The organism is Rhodobium orientis (assembly GCF_003258835.1).
Classification (GTDB): Bacteria; Pseudomonadota; Alphaproteobacteria; order Rhizobiales; family Rhodobiaceae; genus Rhodobium; species Rhodobium orientis.
The window spans coordinates 1-20,329 of sequence record NZ_NPEV01000007.1 but is presented as its reverse complement, the minus strand read 5'-3'; the positions used below and the strand labels follow the sequence as shown (position 1 = coordinate 20,329).

At 61.6% G+C, this 20,329-nt stretch carries 15 protein-coding genes; 3 read left to right on the top strand and 12 right to left on the bottom strand.

The window, feature by feature from the left end:
• Window positions 1-108: 108 nt before the first annotated feature.
• The 5 genes from CH339_RS05020 to CH339_RS05000 are packed head-to-tail and all read right to left on the bottom strand — an operon-like array spanning window position 109 to window position 6,378.
• Complete coding sequence (locus CH339_RS05020; RefSeq protein ID WP_146610116.1) at window positions 109-1,644, bottom strand: hypothetical protein; 1,536 nt, start codon at window positions 1,642-1,644, stop codon at window positions 109-111.
• A 3-nt stretch (window positions 1,645-1,647) separates the two neighbouring features.
• On the bottom strand, window positions 1,648-2,364 hold the full coding sequence (locus CH339_RS05015; RefSeq protein ID WP_111433195.1) for a WbqC family protein: 717 nt from the start codon (window positions 2,362-2,364) through the stop codon (window positions 1,648-1,650).
• Window positions 2,365-2,369: 5 nt separating this feature from the next.
• Window positions 2,370-3,602 carry a DegT/DnrJ/EryC1/StrS family aminotransferase gene (locus CH339_RS05010; protein WP_201240840.1) on the bottom strand — a complete coding sequence of 411 codons (1,233 nt, stop codon included), beginning with the start codon at window positions 3,600-3,602 and terminating at the stop codon, window positions 2,370-2,372.
• Window positions 3,596-5,671: a DegT/DnrJ/EryC1/StrS family aminotransferase gene (locus CH339_RS05005; RefSeq protein ID WP_111433194.1), complete on the bottom strand. Its 2,076-nt coding sequence runs from the start codon at window positions 5,669-5,671 to the stop codon at window positions 3,596-3,598. The genes CH339_RS05010 and CH339_RS05005 overlap by 7 nt, the downstream gene beginning before the upstream one ends.
• Before the next feature lie 14 nt (window positions 5,672-5,685).
• Window positions 5,686-6,378, bottom strand: a complete 693-nt coding sequence (locus CH339_RS05000; protein WP_111433193.1) for a class I SAM-dependent methyltransferase — start codon at window positions 6,376-6,378, stop codon at window positions 5,686-5,688.
• Between the two features lie 275 nt (window positions 6,379-6,653).
• Between CH339_RS05000 and CH339_RS04995 the strand changes: the two genes are divergently transcribed.
• Together CH339_RS04995 and CH339_RS04990 are read left to right on the top strand one after the other, a co-directional pair.
• The gene (locus CH339_RS04995; protein WP_170138410.1) at window positions 6,654-7,400 is read left to right on the top strand and encodes a TylF/MycF/NovP-related O-methyltransferase; all 747 of its coding nucleotides are present in this window, start codon (window positions 6,654-6,656) and stop codon (window positions 7,398-7,400) included.
• Window positions 7,401-7,595: 195 nt separating this feature from the next.
• On the top strand, window positions 7,596-8,576 hold the full coding sequence (locus CH339_RS04990) for a hypothetical protein (protein WP_111433191.1): 981 nt from the start codon (window positions 7,596-7,598) through the stop codon (window positions 8,574-8,576).
• Between the two features lie 16 nt (window positions 8,577-8,592).
• Here CH339_RS04990 and CH339_RS04985 read toward each other — a convergent pair whose 3' ends face one another.
• From CH339_RS04985 to CH339_RS04955, 7 genes are all read right to left on the bottom strand, one after another.
• Window positions 8,593-9,264: a hypothetical protein gene (locus CH339_RS04985; RefSeq protein WP_111433190.1), complete on the bottom strand. Its 672-nt coding sequence runs from the start codon at window positions 9,262-9,264 to the stop codon at window positions 8,593-8,595.
• A 239-nt stretch (window positions 9,265-9,503) separates the two neighbouring features.
• Window positions 9,504-10,931 carry a class I SAM-dependent methyltransferase gene (locus CH339_RS04980; protein WP_170138409.1) on the bottom strand — a complete coding sequence of 476 codons (1,428 nt, stop codon included), beginning with the start codon at window positions 10,929-10,931 and terminating at the stop codon, window positions 9,504-9,506.
• Between the two features lie 116 nt (window positions 10,932-11,047).
• Window positions 11,048-11,794, bottom strand: a complete 747-nt coding sequence (locus CH339_RS04975; protein ID WP_111433188.1) for a glycosyltransferase — start codon at window positions 11,792-11,794, stop codon at window positions 11,048-11,050.
• Window positions 11,791-14,355: a glycosyltransferase family 4 protein gene (locus tag CH339_RS04970; RefSeq protein WP_111433187.1), complete on the bottom strand. Its 2,565-nt coding sequence runs from the start codon at window positions 14,353-14,355 to the stop codon at window positions 11,791-11,793. The genes CH339_RS04975 and CH339_RS04970 overlap by 4 nt, the downstream gene beginning before the upstream one ends.
• A gap of 4 nt (window positions 14,356-14,359) precedes the next feature.
• Window positions 14,360-15,181, bottom strand: a complete 822-nt coding sequence (locus CH339_RS04965; protein ID WP_111433186.1) for an NAD-dependent epimerase/dehydratase family protein — start codon at window positions 15,179-15,181, stop codon at window positions 14,360-14,362.
• 144 nt (window positions 15,182-15,325) lie between these two features.
• On the bottom strand, window positions 15,326-16,315 hold the full coding sequence (locus CH339_RS04960; RefSeq protein ID WP_111433185.1) for a dTDP-glucose 4,6-dehydratase: 990 nt from the start codon (window positions 16,313-16,315) through the stop codon (window positions 15,326-15,328).
• A gap of 411 nt (window positions 16,316-16,726) precedes the next feature.
• Window positions 16,727-17,761, bottom strand: coding sequence for a sulfotransferase family protein (locus CH339_RS04955; protein WP_111433184.1), 1,035 nt, complete (start codon window positions 17,759-17,761; stop codon window positions 16,727-16,729).
• Window positions 17,762-17,968: 207 nt separating this feature from the next.
• On the opposite strand from CH339_RS04955, the gene CH339_RS04950 reads away from it, so the two are divergent.
• On the top strand, window positions 17,969-20,038 hold the full coding sequence (locus CH339_RS04950) for a glycosyltransferase (RefSeq protein WP_111433183.1): 2,070 nt from the start codon (window positions 17,969-17,971) through the stop codon (window positions 20,036-20,038).
• The last annotated feature ends 291 nt before the right edge of the window (window positions 20,039-20,329 follow it).

Below are 20,329 nucleotides of genomic sequence, written 5' to 3'. Positions count from 1 at the left end.
ACGCTTGGATGATTTCAGGCGATTACGGAATCGCCCGAACTGCTCTAACCTTTTGTTTTGACGCGTATTCTTGCCGGCAAACCGGTTTCCGCTTTTCGGGAATCCGCGCTATGACAATCTTGACAGCATTTGCAGTGCGGCTGGGTCGTCCGGGCGTTCTTCCAATGCACGCTCCACGCAAACGCGCACGTTCTCCATCAAGCCGAAACGAGACAGGAGTCGGGCGTAGTCCATGAAGCGGCTGCCGCTGCGCCAACGGGTTTGCGGGTCGGCAACGCCGTGGCGCTCGATATGGAATGATTTGAAATCATCGATGCGCAGTTTCTCTCTGTAGAATTCCTGCAACTTGTTGAGCGCGAGCTGTTTTTCCAACCCGGCTGTCCACGGCAAGCCGCCGGGCAACACGATGCCCTCTTTGTCGAGGAACCAGAGATTTATCGCTTGTCCGATGTCGACATAGGATGCCGACGGAAATTCGGCGTGCAACTGACCGAAAAGCCAGAAGCTGAACGACCCGCCACACCGCGTGAGGACAATAGGCGGCGTCTGGCGCGAGCTCTGATCCGACAGGTGGCGAAGCCCCTCGCGGCACCTCTGCAGGATCTGTTGCCGGAATTCCTGCGAGTCGAAGGGGGGGATCTCTATGAAAAGGCAATTCGGGATATCAAAACGCCGGCCAAAGTCGGCAAGCCCCTCGTTCGCAATCAACAGAACAGGCCGGCCGCGGATGGTGTCGATGAAGGCGTTGAACTCGCCGGCCATGACAACCCGCTTCAGCAGCATGGCGTCGCCGAACACGCGTCGTTCGCCCAGGCATTCTGCGGCGGCCTCGAACACGAACGGCGCGCGCGGCGGCAATTCCGCTGCGCTGCCGAAAATACCCGGGCCGCCATCCGGGAAGGATTTGAAGGCCAACGCGATTTCCAGATCCGTCGGCAATTTGTTCGCGATATCGAAGGTCTCTGAAATGACGTTCTCAAACAGGACCGGTGTATGCGGTGCGATCGCCCGCGTGATGCGAATGGCGAGCCGAAGCGTCTTTTCATCGGCGGGATCTTGACTGAACTGGTCCGCCAGAATGCGCCGGATCGTGAAGGTCCTGGAGAGCGCATCCCAGAACCCGTGCGGCAAGCGGCCATGGAAGACCGGGGTCGAGGACGACAGTGACGACAGGAACTCGTCTGTCGACGGCTGATCGATCTGGCAGGTGCGCCCGCCGAGCGTGAACGACATCTCGGCGAGTCGTTCCCGGCGGCGCATCTGGTCCTCATCGTAGGAGCGGCGGGCGCCCGCCACGGGCGGCGCCTGAGTGTCCAGGAACGTCCAGAAAAAACCGTCATACTCCGGGAAGTGAACGAGAATATGCCGACAAAGCTTTTCGTAGATTTCCGCCGGACTTAAATCCGCTTCGGCACCGCCGCCGAGGCCCCCCAGAAGTGCTTGTGCGTCGGGATCGACGTCCTGGGATGGCAGAAACCCGCGCTCCCGACCATATTTTCTGTAGTGTTTGGACGGCGCTATTCCGCGAAGATCGTAGGCATAATTCTTGTTGTAGAAGGCATCATCAACGGGCGCATCGATGCCCTTCGCCGATCGGGTGAAAACGGATCTGAGAAATCGTGGAGGTCGCATGCCGGCGTTCAAATGTTATGGATGGTCGAGGCTCAGGCCAGCGAGATAGCTGCGAATGCGATCCGGCGATGACCACATCATGCAGTCGAGTATGGAAAGGTTCGGCACGAACTGCCATCGGTTGCGGACGTCATAGCGGAAATCCGGCATGGACGTGAACGCGATATCGATCTGGCGCTCGCGCCATTCTTCGATTTTGAAAATCGGTCGCCCGCCCGGCGGGTTGACGTAGCCCGTTGCCCCACACTGGTCGCAGATTTCAAGCGCCCACTGACCGGCGTGAGAAACATTTGAAAAATCGAAATCGTGGCTGGAGCACAAACTATAATTGAACGGAATTTCGAGGCGCGCGCAAACAAGCTGCAAGCCGATAACATTCAGGTCGCGCAGGAGGCCGCCGTCAAATCTGGCGAACGTTTCATCGACCAAGGCATACACATCGTCGAAAAACGGTGCGACTGATCTGTAAAGGGAGAGCTGGCGGAGTATCTTGTCCCGCGCCGCGTCAGCGTCCTTGGTCCGAACCTCGGTCAGGAGGCTCCCCGATGCTTTGTCGACGGGAACGGTGATGTATTGTTCGCCCTTGTTTGGCTCAAGTATGCGGTTGCGATTCATCCAGTGCTTCGGCTGGTATTTAACTACGTCGAAGACGATCCACTGATCCGTTTTGCCGATGACGTCGAAATAGCCAATATACGGAAAGAAGTACGGCTGCATGATGCCCAAGCGCATTTGCGTCACCAACCGCTTCGCAAACTATTTGCACCTGCCGTGGCCTCAGCCCTTGCTTTTATTTCATCACCATTTTCCAAAATAAGATCGAGTAGTGCCGCGATCAGCTCCGCGTCCTCGGGATTGATTTGGGCGCCCAGCGGCAGCTGCAATACGGTCTGACACAGCGACGTTGTTACGGGGAGCTCGCGTTTTTCGCCGTCCAGGGCATCGCAATAGGGCGACAATCGGTGGACGCTCGGAAAGAAATATCGGCGCGCGTAGATGTTTTCAGCGCGCAGAACGTCCAGAATCTGGTCCCTGGACAGGGAGCTTTCCGGTTCAATCTCGAAAACCGCATATTGGAAATTGTTACGATTACGTCTGTCGTAACGAATTGCCTTTATTCCGCTCGTGCCCTCAAGGCCGCGCTCATAGGTCGAATAAATGGCCTCGTTCCGGTCGACGAATTCCTCGAATTGCGACAGTGCCATCAAGGCCATTGCCGCCTGCGCTTCGCTCATTTTCCCGTTCAACCGAACGTAGACGGATTGGTCCTTCGGTGAGCGATGGAAATTTCGAGCGGTTATCAGGCGGGCGGCGAGGTCGTCGTCGTTGGTGGTGATGCACCCGCCTTCCGCCGCGTTGACGATCTTCGTCGCGTGAAACGAAAACACCTCCGCATCGCCGAAATTCCCGATCATCTTGCCGTCGAACGAGCAGCCGAATGCGTGGCAAGCATCGTACAGGAGACGGAGATCGTTTTGCCGGCAATAGGCCTCCAATTCCGCAGGCGCGCAGGCGCGGCCCCAGACGTGAACGCCCAGCACGGCGCTGGTGCGGTCCGTCTTCACCTTGGCGACGCTTTCCGCCGTCAGCATATGCGTCCTGCTGTCGACGTCGGCAAAGACCGGGGTTAATCCGGCCCAATGCAACGCTTGCACCGTCGCGGGGAAGGTGAACGCGGGCACGATAACGTCGCCGGACAGTTCCAGGGCGACCAGCGCAACCATCAACGCCACCGTCCCATTGGTTACGGAGACGGCATGTTTCACGTCAAGGCGTTCGGCGATCGCACGATCCAAACGGGAAACCAACGGACCGTGATTGGTGTAATAACGTCGCTCGATTATCGCGTCGAACCAGGTATCGAACGTATCCCGCGCCGGCATATAGATTTGGCCGACGGGCCGAACGGTCTGGAATAGAGGCGCCCCGCCAAAGAGGGCCAGGTCGTCGATACTGCGTTTTGCTACCACACCGGCGCTCCCGTCTCACGCAGCCGCGGGATGATATCCGAGGCCGTTGACGAAATGAAACGGAACCATTCACCCATCGCGTCAATGTCTTCCAGGGAAACGGATTCTCCGACCGGCATCTGAATGATGCGCCGCGACAGGGCGTCCGTCACAGGCATCAGCGGCATCACCACCGACTGCGGAAGGTTGGGCTTTTGACGGTTCCCTGCGCTCGGATAGTCCGAATGCAGATAGAGCGGCTCATTGTAATACTGGCGGGCCAGCGCATTTTCCGCGCGCAGCAGCTGCACGGTTTCGTCGCGGCCCAATGGCCAGCTTTCGGAAACATCAATCAGCGCGAATTCGAAGTTCTTGTCCCGATAGCCTTCGCCATAGGGCAGGATCGTCACGCCCGGAATGCCATCGAATGCGGCTTTGTAGCGATCATATCGTTCCTTGTTGCGCCGAATGACGTCATCGATCTCATCGAGGGAGGCGAGCGCGAAGCCGGCGTGAATCTCGTTGAGCTTGGCGTTCAGGCCGATCATCTCGGTGGAAATTTCGTTGCGGTACCCGAAGTTCCTGACTTTGCGAAGTCTCTCGGCGAGGTCGTCGTCGTTGGTCGTGATGTAGCCGCCTTCAAATCCATTCAGCATTTTCGTTGCATGGAGACTGAAGACTTCCGCCACGCCAAGTGCGCCGATAGGCGTTCCGTCCGGCAACGTACACCCCAGCGCATGGACCGAGTCGTAGATGATGGGCACACCGTGCCGGTCGCCGATCTCCGTCAGTTCGGCGTGGTGGCACGGTGCGTTGACCTGATGGACGGCGAGCACCGCAGCGACATCGTCTCCGATCAATCTCTCGAGGTCCGTTGGGGAAATCGTGTGCGTGGTCCGGTCGACATCGCAAAAGAGGGGTTCGAAACCCGCCCAGCGGGCCAAATGGGGCAACCCAACATATGTAAACGCCGGCAGAACGATGTTCCGGCGGTCTGTCCGGCTTGCCAGTTGCAGCAGGCCGATGATCGCCAGCGAGGCACTTGCCATGACAACGCAGTTGCGTACCGAATGGTAGGCTTTTAGGCGTTCCTCCAGGCTCTGGACCAGATGACCATTGTTGGAAATGCGCTGGGTTTCGTAAATCGTATCGACCGCATCGCTGAAAGCCTCGGCGCTCGGCTGTACCAGTTGACCAATCGGCCTGGGAGCGCCGCGCTGGAATAGGGCGGGGCCGCCAAAAAAAGCGAGGTCATCGATGCCGGCCTTGGCTTTGCCAACGTTCCGGTCGGCGGGCGGTCCGGTCCAACCCGCTCCGACCGCCAGTGTCCTGGTGTCACAGAACCGTGCCAGGGGAGTGCCGACCAGCTCGCGCCCGATCTCGAAACGAACGGCCGGGTCCACCGCGTCAAGGGCGTTGGCGGCGTACGCAGGTCCGTCGAACGCGGGTGCGTCGGCGTCGCTCGTGAGATGGGCGCGGGCCTGGCCGGGCTCAATGCCAAGCCAGTTCAACACGTCCTCAACGACGGCATCGCGGTTTTCCTGGAATGCATCGAGGGGGATGACCCTGAAGCGGTCCGGGTGCCGTCGGGCGCCGTCGATTTGAAGGCTCGTGATCCGTTTCCAGTCCTCAAAACCGCCAAAGGCTCCGTTGCCGGTGCCTTCCGCTGCCCCACCGCGCCAGTCGGGCGATGCGCCGTCGGACCCCGCTGCAGGTCCGATTTCGTCAAGCCAGGTCGCAATCGAGGCGACGGGATTGGCGACGACCGCGAGTATTTTCAGCGAGCCGACCTTTGCAAGTATGTCTGAATAAGCTTCGTGATGGCGCAACGAATGCACGATTGCCGGACGGCCGGTTCCGGCAGGGTCGTCGGTGCCGAAACCCTGGCGCCCTTGCGGGGAACCAATCGCCGAACGGATGACGCTTTCCCATTCGAAACCGTTCGCAGTTACATCTGCGATGTCCGCATTCGACCGCAGATACGGGTCGATGGCCACGGCGGATGACTGGCATTTTTCGGCGAGCGCACTGGCGACGAGTTCCACGCCGGAAAATGGCGTGCCGGTGACCCAGATAGCCGTTTCGAGCATTTCCGGTCTTTCAATCACATTGGCCGCAAGATCGCGTCGAAACGGTAGTGCCTCTGATAAAAGTCTTCCGGCATTTTAACGATCTCGGTGCGCCATCCGGCGCGCTTCGCCATCTCGCTGAAGTCCTCCGGCCACCACCAGACGCCAATGGCGGTGTCGGGACGATCTTCCATGCCCGGTTCGTATTCCCCGGGCTTGTAAAAATCGTCCATGCCGGTGCGATCGACGACGTTGCCGATGACGAATCTCTTGATGTTAACAAACCGGTCACGCGTGATTTTCAGCAATCGTTCGGCGTTTTCCCGTGTGAACAAGCAAATCGAGCCGAAGATGACGGCTTTGCTGAACCGTTCCGGGTTCTCCTCGTTGCTCAAAAACTCAATCGCCTCACCCGCCCGATAACTGACCGACGGTTTGTCGCAAAAATACTTCTGGGCAACGCCGATAAGCGTCTCGGAATAATCGATGCCGAGGCCGCCGCTGCATTTCTCCCAGAAATAGGTGCTGAGAGCGCCATTCCCGCAGCAAATATCCAGGAGAACGTCGTCGCTCTCCAGATCCATCAAGGAGATCATTTCCCGAATGATCATTTGGATCTGGTCTTCCGGGACCGGCTGGCCGTTGATCGTCCGTCGAACTTGGCGCCAGAAATCCTGCTCGTCGCAGTTTCTCGCGTGCCTTTCATAGGCACCTTCCAGGCTAGGCATTTAAGGCTTCTCCAGCGTTCGACGTGAATTCACGGGCTTCATATCATGCCTCATATAGCCAGTAAAACGACCCGGCGCCATTGCATGATGGAATCCGGTTCATCACGAGTTTGCGGGTCGGGGACCAGGGGGGTGACGGCGGCGTGGCCACGAAATCGGCGTCTCGGTCAGCGTCGCCGGCAGCGGCGGGTGCGGCGGCTCCATGCGGCCGACATTGCGGTTCCATCAGGTTCCGACTAAACACAAGCCCAATGCGGTTTTCTCGGGAGCGGGACGTGATTGGACGCGGAGAGCTGACGACCGATCTGCGCAGGAAATTCGAGGCGTCGGAGGACGCGGATTTTCTGCCGATCTGGGAAATGGCCAAGCCTCATACGATGACATCGTTCGAGCGCGGTCACGCCCTTTTCCGCGCCTGCCGCTACGTGGTCGAGCGCCAGTTGCCGGGCGCATTCGTCGAATGCGGCGTTTGGCAGGGCGGATCTGCGATGATCGCCATGTTGGCGTTGCAACGGCTCGGCGCGGGCGATCGGGAGTTCTTCCTCTTCGATACGTTCGATGGCATGACGCCGCCCACGACAGAGGACATGGACTGGCAGGGTCACGATGCGGAAGACCTGCTGGAAAAGGATTCCGGCAACCGGGAGCAGTCCCTCGTCTGGGCGATGGCATCGATAGATGTCGTGCGCGAAAACATCGCAAAGACCGGTTACAATACCGGTTTGGTGACGTTCATCGAAGGGGATGTGAGTGATACGCTCCCGAAGACCGATACGGGAGCGATATCCATCCTTCGCCTGGATACCGATTTCTATAGAAGCACATTGGACGAGCTGGTCATCTTATATCCCCGGCTAACGCCGCAGGGCGTGTTGATCGTTGACGACTACGGCCATTGGCAGGGCGCGCGCCGCGCTGTCGACGAATACTTTTCGCGAAGCGGCGACCAATTCCCGGACGCGCCGCCGCCGCCGCTGTTTCATTGGATCGACTATACGGGTCGGATGGCGGTTCGCCTCTAGCATGCGTTCCAAGGGAGGCGAGCGGTGTTTTGGATGGGAAATCGCGTCACAACAAAGGGCTGAGGCACGTTGTCTGTTTCGGGAAAAACGCAACCCGCGCGTGAGTGTATTTCCGACCCGCGGGTCGGAGCATTTCAAGTGAGCCCGCCGTCACGAGTACGGCTCTAGACGAAATTTCTTAGCGATCGCGCGCGTATGTCCACCACCTACATCCATATTGGCGTTCCGAAAACCGGTTCCACGGCGATCCAGCACTTTGCCACGGAGAACCGTCAACTGCTGCGCGAGAAGGGCCTGCTTTATCCATCGGCGGCATTGCGTGGTTTTGGACACCACGACGTCGCCTTTCTCCTGAACGGAGGCTACCCCGATTGGGCGAAGCCGCAGGATCGGCCTCTTGGCGACCTTGCCGGCGCGCTTCGTTCCGAGTGCCTGGAATTCGACGGCGACGTCCTTCTTTCGAGCGAGAATTTCTACCTCTTTCCGCAGCCCGAAAGGCTGTTTGAGTTCGTCCGCGACACCGGACTTCTCGAGGGGCGTGCGGTCAAGGTCATTGTCTATCTGCGCCGCCAGGACGACCTGCTGGTGTCCTGGTACAATCAGCTCGTGAAGGCCCAGGGGTTTTCGGGCACGTTCGCGGACGCGCTCCATGCGCAGATGTGGCTGGGCGACTACCGGAGCCAGCTTGCGCGCTGGTCGAACGCCTTCGGTAGGGAGACCATGCTGGTGCGCCGCTATCCGAGCCAGGACGTCGACGGCCCGGGATTGATGTCGGATTTCTGGGGGCTGGCGTGTCCGGCGATCGCTGCCGACGCGCAACAGGCGATGGGGCAGAGCACCAATGTCAGCCTCAATCGCGATCTCCTTGAAATCCAGCGCATCATCAACCGCCTGCCGCTGGAAATCGTCGAGAAGCGCCGCTTCCACCATGAGCTGATGAAACTGACGACGCAGATGGACGGGTTTTTCTCCGATGCCCCCGTGGCGAGCGGGGCCGAACTCGACGACCTGCTGGCTGGCTTTGAGGACGGCAACGGCGAGGTCGCCCGGATCTACTTTGACGGCGGGCCGCTTTTCGAAAAGCCGCCTCGAGCGCGCGAGCCGGAACGGCCCTATGGCGGCGTCGAGGCCGATAAGGCGGTAGCGGCCCTCGCCTGGATGCTGCTCAGCAAATAGCGGTCCCTGAAACCGTTCAATACGCCTTGAGTTCGGCGCGGAGCGCCTTGATCAAATCCGCCCAGCCTTCGCGGTCGTAGCAGTCGGCCTGCACATATGTCGCCAGTTGCCTGACATAGCCGATGAGGATGCCGTCGTCCCGGGTCTCGAATGTGCCCGGCCGTTCCGGATCCGCCGTCTGCACCAGCAGACGGTTGCCCGGATTGAACCCGCGCAGCAGCATGTCCACCCGGCTGATCTCCGCATCGGTCAGCTTCTTGGTGCCGCGGATGACGTAAAGGCGCGCCTCGTCCCGCAAGGTGCTCTGGAATTTCTGTAAAAGGTAGGAAAACTTGCTTTCCTCGGTGCTGTGTATCTCGCGCCGGGCGTCGTCTGGCAGCTGGAAGGAAAAAACACCGGTCTCAGGGTCCTTGGAAGACCGCATTTGGGAATGGAACAAAAGCCCCGTGACGGGTTCGCGAACCATGCCGGCGTTGTAGGGCTCAATCCCGGGAAAGGCAAAAAAGCCCTCCAGGGGGTCGCCAGCGGCGATCCTTTCAAGAAGCGCGATGACGTTTTCCGGCCAAGCGATGGCCCAGCGGAGGAGACCTGACGGCTCAAGGCCAAGATGCCGTTGCACGAAGCCGAACTCGCAATTGTCCCCGAGGGAGACAATTCGACCGGCCAGTTCCAGATCGTCTTCCGTCATATCCTGGCACCTCTGCCAAATCTCAGGAGAGGCATTGGCGGGCTGCCGCCCATTGCGCGCTCATGAGAAAAATCAATCGCGGTGATAGCCACTCGAACAGCCTTTCGCAAGCCTGGCCGCCATGGCTCCGAGCAGGCGCTCGGGCGGTTCCGCTACAGGGGCGGGGCGGTGCCGGATGGCGTCTGCCGCTGCGGTCGCTGGTGCCCGGTTTCCGCCCGCTGCCTCGGTCTTCAGGTGCCTCAGGAAGCCTGCAGGGAGAACGGGGGCGTTCGTTCGTCCGGGATATGTTCGAACGGGGTGAAATCGCCGCGCCAGGCAACGCCCATGACTTGCATCGTATTGAAGATCCTGGTGTTCCAGCCCATCTTGCCCGCCGCCTGGAAGCCGGCTGCAACGGCCGGGGAAACCAGATCGTGGAACACGAGGCACGCTGTTTCGGCACAAAGGGGCGCAACGGCTTCCACGTCCAGGCGCGGCGCCTCGCCGTCATGGTCGCCATCGATAAAGGCAAAGGAAAACGGCCGCTCATCGGCGGCTGCGATGGCGGGAACGATGGAAGGCGAGAAGCCGGCCCAAAGCCGCACGGCTGCCTCGGGATTGCTGCGCCTAATGGAGTCCTCCACGGACGTGCGGTGCTCGGCTTTGATCAATCGGGGATCTATGACGTCGAGGTCGATCCCGCCGGCCAGGATATGGGCGGTCGACCAGCCGAGATGGCAGCCGATTTCAAGGCCGCGTTTGCCGGCGAACGCCCTTGCCAGGTTATAGAGGATGTGGGCCTCCTCCATGGAGAGGACGCCGATATTGGGCACGATGGAACGCAGATCGGTGCGGAAGATATGCGGCACTTCCTTGCGCAGGTAGCGCCAGCCGATCGTCCTGGTGTCCGTCTCCGCGAGCGATGGAAAATGCGGAAGGAGGTCGATTTTCTCAAGGTTCGGCGGAACGTAGTCGTACCGCCAAACCTGGCGCCGCGGCGTCGGAGCCGAGCGTATCGCGATACACGCCGTGAGGTCGGTGTGCTGAAAGAGCGGCTTCTTGACCTGGTAACCGTCCGCGGTTTCATCGCGCGAGAAATACGTGTCGAGCGCCTTGCGCATCCCTTGCCAACGGTCGCCGCCGTCGACCGCAATCACGCCGTGCTGGGTAAGCCGCGGGTAAAGCTCCTCGATCTCCAGGAGGGTAACGTCATAGGATGCGGCATCGAGTTTGATCAGCGCCGCCACTCCGGTCCGTGTTTTCGCAAGGGTCTCGGCAACGTCGCCTTCGACGAAGACCACGCGATCCATGTCATATCCGGTCTTGGCAAGGGTCTCTCGAAGCTGATCGAGCGACCCGTGCGCGCCCGGCGCTGGCGTCTCGCCGGTGTCGTTCGTCGCCGCGTCGAATGCGTCCAGCAGGAAAAACGCCCGGTCTGCAGAGCCGAACGTCTTCAACGTCGCCATGGCAATCATTGCCGATCCGACGTCCTCGAGGCCGCACTGGACGATCGAGCCCGGCACGGGCCGCTCCGCCAGATAGCGGCAGGCCCGGAAAAGCCCGAGCCCATGCTCGACCGAGGTGGTCGTAAGGGGCTGAACGGCATCCCAGATTTCCAGGAATGCCGCGTCGTGCGAAACCTCAAGTTTCCTGCGCGAGTCCTCGCTCAGCTCACCGCTTCCAATCACTTCGATTTCTCCAGACCAAGACCGAACGGCCGTACGTAGCGAATTTCGACTGCGTGCGAAAGCGGGCCGCGGCCCAATGACCGCTTTTCGCATCACGGCGCCCGTGTCGATGTCACCTACCCTTGCTTGGCGCGATCGTGCCAGGCGTAACGTTGAATGGGATGAAAGGGCGGCAAAGCCCGGCGCGCCTTGGCTTCAACGCTCTGCGACCGGATCCGGCGCCGTTTGAAATGGACCGTATCGGGGGCAACCACGTGCTTGATGCCCGCGCAATAGGTCTCCCAAGCCCAATGCCAATCTTCCAGAGCGAATCCATTCGCGATGTCGCGGCGCTCGTAGGGATAGTCGAGAAAGATCGATCGTTCACAAAAGCACAGAGCATCCCAGTAATTGAAGGCGCGGAACGCATCCTCATCGAACAGCTCGGACTCCGACGAGACATTTACATAGGTGCCGTGATAATTTTCAAAAAAGATATTGAACTCAGGTTGAACAATAATGGGCGTGCTGGCCTCCCGGCAAAGCTTGTAGGCGGCGGAAAGCCAATTGAAACTCCACAGATCGTCCCCGTCGAGCATCGCCAGGTAACGGCCGCGCGCCTTAGAGACGCCGTGGTTGCGCGCCAGCCCCTGATCGCCGAGATCGACTTCCTCGACGCGGAAAACACCTTCCATCGGTGCACCGGCTGCGAACATGGCGCGGGTGCGGTCGCTCGCCCGGTCGAGGACGGCGATGCATTCAACGACAAGCCCGTCGTCGCGCGCGGTATCGGCTGCTTCGCAAAGGCTTGCCAGCGTCGGCCCCATGAGCACGCCCTCGTGATGACCCGTCACGATGACCGTGATGTCGACTTCGTCGGTCATGATGGTTCTCCCAGCATCAGCCTCAGCTCTTCCACATATCGGCCCTGCGAATGCCGCGTGATGGCGAGTTCATGCAGCCGGAGGGTTCGTTCCCGTGCGACGCCCGGCGCCTGCTGAATGGCCCTGATCTGGTCCACATAGGCACTGGGGTCGGCGTAGTCGTCGACCGGATAGCCCGTCTCTTCGGAGACGAGTTCGCCGACGCCTCCCACCCGGGACGCAACGATCGGCAGGCCGGCAAGCCCGACTTCTATCAGCACCGTCGGCAGACCGTCCCACTGCGATGTGTAAAGCCAGAGGTCACACGCATCGATCGGCAATTTGGCAAAGGATTCGTAGGGCTCGTTGAGCGTAAGGTTCTCCGGGAACGTGCTCGGGTCGTAGGGACTTTCGTCCAACACCGCCGCGCCCCAGCAGACAAAATCCACGTCGGGCATGGCCCGGGCAATCTCGATCACCAGATCGAAGCGTTTCTGGCGGTCGAGGCGTCCGCCCCAGAACACCCGCCAGCGGTCGTTCGGCCGCTCTCGGTCGGCAAGGGTGTTCACGAGCGGCTCGTCCAGGGGCTCCATGGGAACATAGGAGTAGATCGGCCAAAGCTTGTCCTGGATAGCTGTCGGCAGCTTGAAGATGTCGGTCAACTGACCCTTCAGATACTGCGTATCGAACATCATCCCTTTCACATGCTCGATCGTTGTATCGAAGAAACGCGCCGGGTAGCCGGTCAGTACGTCCTTTTTGTTGTGATCGAAACAGAACATATAGGCGTAGAGGTCCGCGAAAAGCTTCAAGCGGTCGCCGAACTCCAGAAATGTTTCCCATGCCAGGTAGCTGTTGACGTTGACGATCGTCGAGGGCGCCACCCCGATCAGGAGATCCATCAGCAATCTGTCCCGGTCATGGTTCGGGACCTCTTTGGCGATCGTGCTTAAATCGAGGTTGTCGATGTCGTCGGGAAACCATTCCGGTCGCTGGAAATAGGGTCCGTCGGTGCGCACCAGCAACATGGAGCGTTCCGGATAGGCGGCACGCATCGCCTTGCAGAACGCGCCCGCAACCAGGGCCGCACCCGACATGCGGCAATGCGGTACGCACACCACCGTGTCGTATTGCGATTTTTCCAGCGAGGAACGTACCTGCTTGACTGCCTTCGCCAGGGCGGACTGAAAAGGGGGTATCGCCACGCGAAACGTGTAATCGGTGTGGCCGACACGGGGCTCCAGGGCCGCCGCGCGGCGCCATATCTCCGAAATGACCGGCCCATTCAGGCGCTCGCGGATATGTGTCGGCCGCGCCTGTATGAGGTATGTCTCAAGCCGGCTGAGCGCGAACGATACGCCGTTGGGATAGGTTCGCTCCATGACCGCCGCGACCGACGGACCGGCATCGAAATACTCCTCGTGGGTCTCTGCGAAGAGCAGATAGCGATAAATAGCGGGAATGTCGCCGGGGTTGATGCGCATCGCCTTGTCGAGAATGATCCTCGTCACATCGGGTGCCGGCAACAGACGGGATACGATCCCTGCGGTCAGATAGTGGATCAACGGGTCTCGCGCCGCGGCCTCGGCGTCGGCACCCTCGAGCTGGCTGATGTAGTAGTCACGCTCGAACAACAGCGTCGGAACGATGCCATGGTCCTTGCGGTGCTCCAGCCAATGCCGAAACGCATGCTCCGGCTCCGGCAGCGCATGACCGGCCTCGGCGAGCCGTTCGAAATAGATGTCGGGGTCAAAGAAGGGGGTCGGCGGCAACCCTTGGTCCATGCCGTTGCGCAGGAAGTCGAAAAAGGCATCCACATGCGGCGTCATCGGGTCCAGTTCGGCAACCCGGACGTAGAATTCCCGTTGAAAGATCGTCACCAGCACCGAGACATGCTGGAGGTAGCGCCGCACCTCCTCGCCCTCCCATCCCCGGCACAGGGAATCCAGGAGGCGTCTCGGCGGCATCCCGCTCACATGCTCCACCGGTGGCGCATTTTCCGGCGTCCAGGCCGGGCCGTAGGGGCGACCCCAGGTTCGCAAGTACGGATTGAATGGCCGGCCCAGCTTGTTGCCGGCTTGTAGGCAAGCCTCATAGACGCGGTCGGGCGGGAAGGTGTTGGCCCCCGGCTCAAGAAGCTGCTCGGGCGAAAACCAGGGATTGGGCTGAAACCGAAGCGGCTCCAGACGCCCGCGGGTCAGGTAATGCTCAAAGCCCCACTGGCCGTCGGCCAAGTCGTCGGCGTACTGGACCTCGTACCATTCGTTGTCGAAATGGATGGTCGGCACGATCCGCCTGGCGACGCCATGGCGGACCCAGTCGAAAAACGCGCCCTTGGCCAGGTCCGGTCCGGCGTCCGCGTCCGCACTTCGAAGACGGCGATAATACTGGATGGAGAAGAGCGGACTGGGAGCAATATTCCGCTCCGCGCCGAAGCTAATGAAATTCTCCAACGTGGAATCGTTATCGCGAAACTTCTTCTCGATTTTCTTTTCTGCGTAAAAGGGTTCAAAAAAAAGCGCTTCGGCCCAATACGATATGCTGTCATCGTGCGAAACTTGCGTATCGTCAGCAGACGTCATGTGTTCACCTTGTGCGATTGCTTGATGGCAACAGGGCGGCGCCTGCCTTAAGGCAAGCCTTTCTGATGTCGTCGGGATGGACCGGGCCAAGGTCGAAGGCCTCCCGGCTCTTCGACATATCGAGCCGGAAATTGTCGAAATCGCGAAGGTCCGTAACCAGCAGCTCGCCGCCGCCAAAGCCTTCCGAAAGCCATTGCGCGATGCGGCCCACCGGCGTTCCGAAACCCGACCCGATATTGAACACGCCCGGCTTCGGCCCGCTCGCGATCCGCACGATATCTTCGGCGCATTTCTCGACCGGAAGGAAATCGCGCTCCACGCACGGGCTCATGTCGAAGACCATGCGGTTGCTGGCCTTCAGGGCGCCCTGGGCGATGGACAGGAAACTGCGCCGCCCGTCCTCAAGCTCGTCGCCGAAAATATTGGCCAGGCGCAGGACGGTCAGGCGGTCCCCCAGGACGGCCCCGGCCGCTTGCTCGGCCTTCAGCTTGGCGACCCCGTACGGCGCTGCCGGCGCGCACGGATCTTCTTCGAAAAATGCCCGTCCGGGCTGCGCGGGCCCATAGGCGGCGCGCGAGCTCAGCATCACCATGCGAGCGTCCTGCCGCTCCGCAAGGCGCCGGGCAACCGTCAGATCGAAATCCCGGTCCTCGCGATAGCCGTCATGCACCAGGCCCTTGTTGTAGCTGGCATTGACGACGACCGCGGCGCGGTCGAGACAGGACGGATCGGCGAGCACGTCGCGGTGGGACAGGACCTGCCATTGCGGGGCTATCGTCGATATCGCCCGACCAATGAAGGAATGCGCTCCCACCAGGATGATCATGCCTGTCCAGCTCTTTGATCGAGAGCATTCGTCGCGAATGCGGGCCCACGCGAAATGCTCTAACCTTTTGTTTTAGCGCGTATTCTCGTCCGGCTACCGGTGCCCGCCTTGCGCTGGCGGGAACCTTCGGTCGGGGACCGCGCTCTAGAAGTCGCCGATCGTTCCGAACAGCGGTTCGTATCGGAAGAAGTTCTCCTTGTACCAGGCAACCACGTCCGGCAGGTTGTCCGCGAGCCGGCGCCGGGGCTTCCAGCCGAGACGTTCCAGTTTGGAGGCATCGACCGAATAGCGGGCGTCGTTGAACGGGCGATCCGGCACGTATTCGACGACCGATGCCAGGTCCTTCTGAAAGAACCCGGCGATGGTCTCGGCAATATGGATGTTCCGGTATTCCTCATCCGTGCCGATATTGTAGGTCTCGCCGACCGTCCCGTGCTCCGCCACGTGCAGGACCGCCTCGGCAAAATCCTCCACCGCCAGGTAGTGGCGCCGGTTCGAGCCATCGCCGTGCAGCGTCAACGGCCGACCCAGCATCATGTGGCAGATGAACCTGGGAATGATCTTTTCGGGGTATTGGCGCGGGCCGTACAGATTGTTCGCGCGGATGATCTTGACCGGCAGCTTGAAACTCTGTGCATAGCCGCGCACGATCATCTCGGCGGCCGCCTTGGAGGCCGAATACGGATTCGTCGGCAGCAACGGCGCATCCTCCGGCGCCGATCCGTCGATGACCTCGCCGTAGACTTCGTCCGTTGAGATATGGACGAAGGCGGGCACCTCCAGATCGCGGCAGGCTTCTACCATCGCGTGGGTGCCAAGGGCGTTCGATTTCGTGAAATTCAACGAGCTGTGGAAGGAGTTGTCGACGTGGCTTTCGGCCGCCGCGTGGATGACGAGATCCGCTCCCTTGACGACCCTGTGGCAAAAATCGGTGTCGCTGACGTCGCCAACCATGAGGTTGACCCGGTTTGCCGAAATAAGGGGGAGAATATTGCGAATGTCTCCCGCATAAGTCATTTTGTCTGCAACGCGAACTTCCGCATCGGGAAATCTCTGGCACACTAAATCAACGATATGTGAGCCAGCAAAACCGGCGCCGCCAGTTACGACTACATTTTTACAATTCAGCGACAACGGATTTTCCTTTGCAAGGAGCCTTCAGGCTGCCTGTTCGCACGAGCAAATGCTAATCACTCGATAATTTGTACTTGCTGCATACTTGCAGATCGACAACATCGGCGATTTGTGGAGCAGTGATAAGCGTAGACCGAAAGGTAGTCAACCGCTTCGCGGGCGCGCTGTCCCGGGCCAAAGGTCGTGGCCGGGCCGGCGTGTTTCCAGGGCACAGCAGGAAGGTGCGGGACGAGCGTGTGCCCTCAAAAGGCGATGTGTTTCGGGGCCACGAAACGGCGTCGGAACAACGGACTGAAGCGGGTCGTGTGTTCCGGGCGAAGCGACAATGCTTCGGGCAAGGCGGCGTGGATCCCGAGGTTGCCATGCCGGGACATTGCGGGCCTCGCCGATCGGGTTTCGGTTGTCCGTCCGTCAGCCGCCGAGCACCAGCGACAGGCGCTTTTCGCGCAGGGTGCCGGCGATCGGCATCTGGCCGCCGACGGGCCGAACGGTGACGGTGGCGAGCCGCTCGGCTTCGGGCAGCCCCATCAGAGCGGATTTCAGGTCGAACGAGAACATGCCGATGCCATTGCGGGAAAGCTGGCGCATGAGCAGCCATTTGCCGAAGCCGTCGGCCCGGATACGGCCGATGACACGCTCGCCGGAGAGTACCTCCAGCTCGACGATTGTCTCGTCCGCGCCGTCGACGGCCCAGCCGAGCAGTTCGCCGTCAAGCGTCACCCGAGCGCGGCCGATGACGCCGAGGCCGGCGAGCACGCCTGGCAGGGCGTCGCGCACCGTTTGCCCCGGTGCGCGGTCGAGGAAGAAGTCGTAGAGCGCCTGGTCCTCGGCGTTGAGCTCGCGGATCAGCTGCCGCAACGCGGCATCCTTCATGTGGCCGGCGACCACCTCGTCATGGACGCCGATATTGGTCCGCGGCACCTTCAGCTTGACGCCGAGACGCTCCGAAAGGCGTGGAATGTCGCGCTCCAGGCGCTCCGATATGCCGATGAAGCCGAAGCGGCGCGGGTCGGTGCCGCGCAGATAACGCGCCATGACGTTGCGCAGCCGCGGCCGCTCGATGAAGACCTCGATCGGGTCCTCGTAGCCGTAACGGCCGCGATGGTGGGAAAACTCCGACAGCACCCGCTCGACGGGATCGCGCAGGATCGCAATGAAGCTCTCCGGGGCAAAGAGGTGCCAGTATTTGAAGGCCGGGAAATGCCCGGCCAGCAGCACCCGGTCGACGTCCGCGATTGCCTGGCGAAACCCGGTGAGCGCCATCGGATTGTCGGCAACGGCGAGCGCCTCGCGCCAGGCTTCCGACGTCGCCGGCGACTTGGGCCCGTAGTCGAAGACGGTCTCGTAGTCCGAAAGCGCCTTGACGAGCGCGCTGCGCACCGCCGTCCCGGCGGTCTTGGGGATATGGACGAAGACGATTTCGCGGGGAGCGCTTGATCCGGACATGGGATCCCGTGATAACGCGGAGTAAACAGGCCCGCCGCAACAGGGCCGGGCGGGTCGGGCGCGAGAGACTTACTCCGGGCGCCCGTCGCTGTCGAGAGGACGATCCGCGATGCGGGTCAACGGCCCGGTGATTGCACATGGGCGCGAAAGCGGGCTACATCCGGCGGGCGGCATTCCGCCGCAACAAGGACGCCCCGACCGATCGCCATGGCCGCCCCGCTTTCCCTTTGCGTTGCCGTTCCCGTCGATCCGGCCGCTCCCGGCATGGGGCGCCGCTGGCAGGCCATGGCCGACGCGGAGGCACTGGCGCGAACCTTCGCGGATGCCGGCCACAAGGTGACGCTGGCCCATTGGCCGGGCGCGATGTCATCTCTGTCCGGCGATGACGGCATCCGCCTTGTGGAAATCTCCGCGCCGCAGGCCCCGCGCCGCGATTTTCAGCCGCATATGAGTTCTCCCGGTTCGGCGCTCATCCGTGCCGAGACCTTCCATCGCTGGCTCAAAGAGCAGAGCTTCGATGCGGTTTATGCGGTCGGCGCGCCGGAATGCGCGGCGGTCGCCGCGATGGACCGGGCGATGGGCCTTGGCGGCATCACGATGCCCGTGGTGGCCGTCCTGGACGCGCCGGTCGCCGATCCGGTTCTGCTGCAGGACGCGACGCTCGCGCACCCTGAGCTTCTGCTCTCGGATGCGCTGGAGCGCGACGTCGTCCGCCTCGCCGATGCCGTCGTCGTTCCCGACCCGGCCGTCGCCGACCGCCTCACCGGGATCGTTCCGGAAGCGCCGCAGCCCGCCGTGCTGCCGGTCCCCATGGCGGGGCGACGGACAACGACGGCGCAGGCCGCGCCGATCGGGGAAATCGTCTTTTTCGGCCGGCTCGACGCGGCTTCGGGCGTCTGGCTGTTCTGCGATGTCATCGAAACGCTGATCGCCCGCGGCGCGCTCTCCGGCGTCAAGGTGACGGCGATAGGGCCGCTGGAGCGCGGCGGCGACGGGCTGTCCGCCCGCTCGCTGGGCTACCGTACGGCGCGCTGGGGGATCGATTTCGACCACGTTCCGGCGGAGAGCTACGACGGGGCCATCGCCGTTCTGGCAGAGCGTCGCGACAATGCCCTCGTCGTCGCGCCGTTCCTCGCCGCGCCCGACCGGCGGCTGATTGCCGATCTCCTTGCCGGGAGCTTTTCGTTCGTCACCACCGACATCGACGGCGTTGCCGACATGTTGGCGCCGGAAAGCCGAAGCGCTGCGGTGGCGCCGAAGATGACCGCGCTTGCCGACACGATCTCCGCGGCGCTTGCCGACGGTTTTGCGGCGCCCATGCCGGCGCTTCCTCGTGACGGGATCGCCGCCGCTTGGTCGGCCCATGCGACCACGCTTGCCGGCCGCACCGCGTCGCCAGCACCGCTCAATCACGACCTCTCGGTCATCATCCTGCACCGCGACCGGCCGGATTATCTGCGCCAGGCGCTGGAAAGCCTCGATGCCCAGACCCGGCTGCCGGACGAAGTCGTCCTCGTCGACAATGCCAGCGAGACGGAGGCCGCGTGTAAACTCCTCGCCGACCTCGAAACAGAATTCGCCGACAAGGATTGGAAGATCGTCCGGCTCGACGAACACCTATCGCCGATGCTTGCCCGCAATGCCGGTTTCGACGCATCGACGGGCGAGGCCATCGTTTTCCTCGATGACGACAACGCGCTGACGCCGGATGCGCTTCGGGCCTATGCAAAGGCTGTCGATAGCGGCCGGTTCGATGCCGTCGCCTCGCCGCTCGACTGTTTCGAGGGCGACGCCCCGCCTTCGGACGCGGCCGGCATCCACCGGCGCCAGCTCTTTGCCGGCAGCGCCGGGGCGCTGTCGCTGTTTTCCAACGCCATGGGCGACACCAACATGGTCGTCACCCGCAAGGCGTTCGAGGCCGTCGGCCGCTTTCCCGATCCGGGCTACAGCTATGTCAGCGAGGACTGGTACCTGATGGCGCTCCTCAGCGCCCACGGCCAGCGCATCGGCGTGTTGCCCGAGGCGGTGGTGCTGTTCCGCGAAAGCGCCGGGGCGGTCAAGAAGAACTGGAAGAAGGCCAACCACGAGGGCGCCCGGCACCAGGTGTTCCGGCTGCTCGCAGGAATCGACCCGCGCGACACGCAGCTCGCGCTGCTCTATGCCCAGGGCCTCTTCCACCGCGGCGGCGTCGATCCCTCGCAAGGAACGGAGCCGCCGCCGGCGCCTGTGCGCAAGACGGGGTTCTGGGCGCGCCTGCGGCGGCTGTTGGGTTTGTGATATGCCGGAGCAAGAAGGTCTGGATTGCCGCGTCGGCCTCGCGGCCTCCTCACAATGACGCCACGCATTCTGTCGTCATTGCTGTGCAAGTTCAGATATTCGCTGATGGGATTGCGGAAAGGAGCGACCCATGCGCGACAACAGCTATGACCGGACGATTGAACGGAACTATGTTCAGAAGTGGCGTTTCCTGATCAGGGAATATGAGGAGGTCAAGGCCGGCCGGTCGTCGGCCTTTGCCACGGTCGGGGCCTTTTACCGCCACCACGGCACCTGCTCGCAGACCTTCCG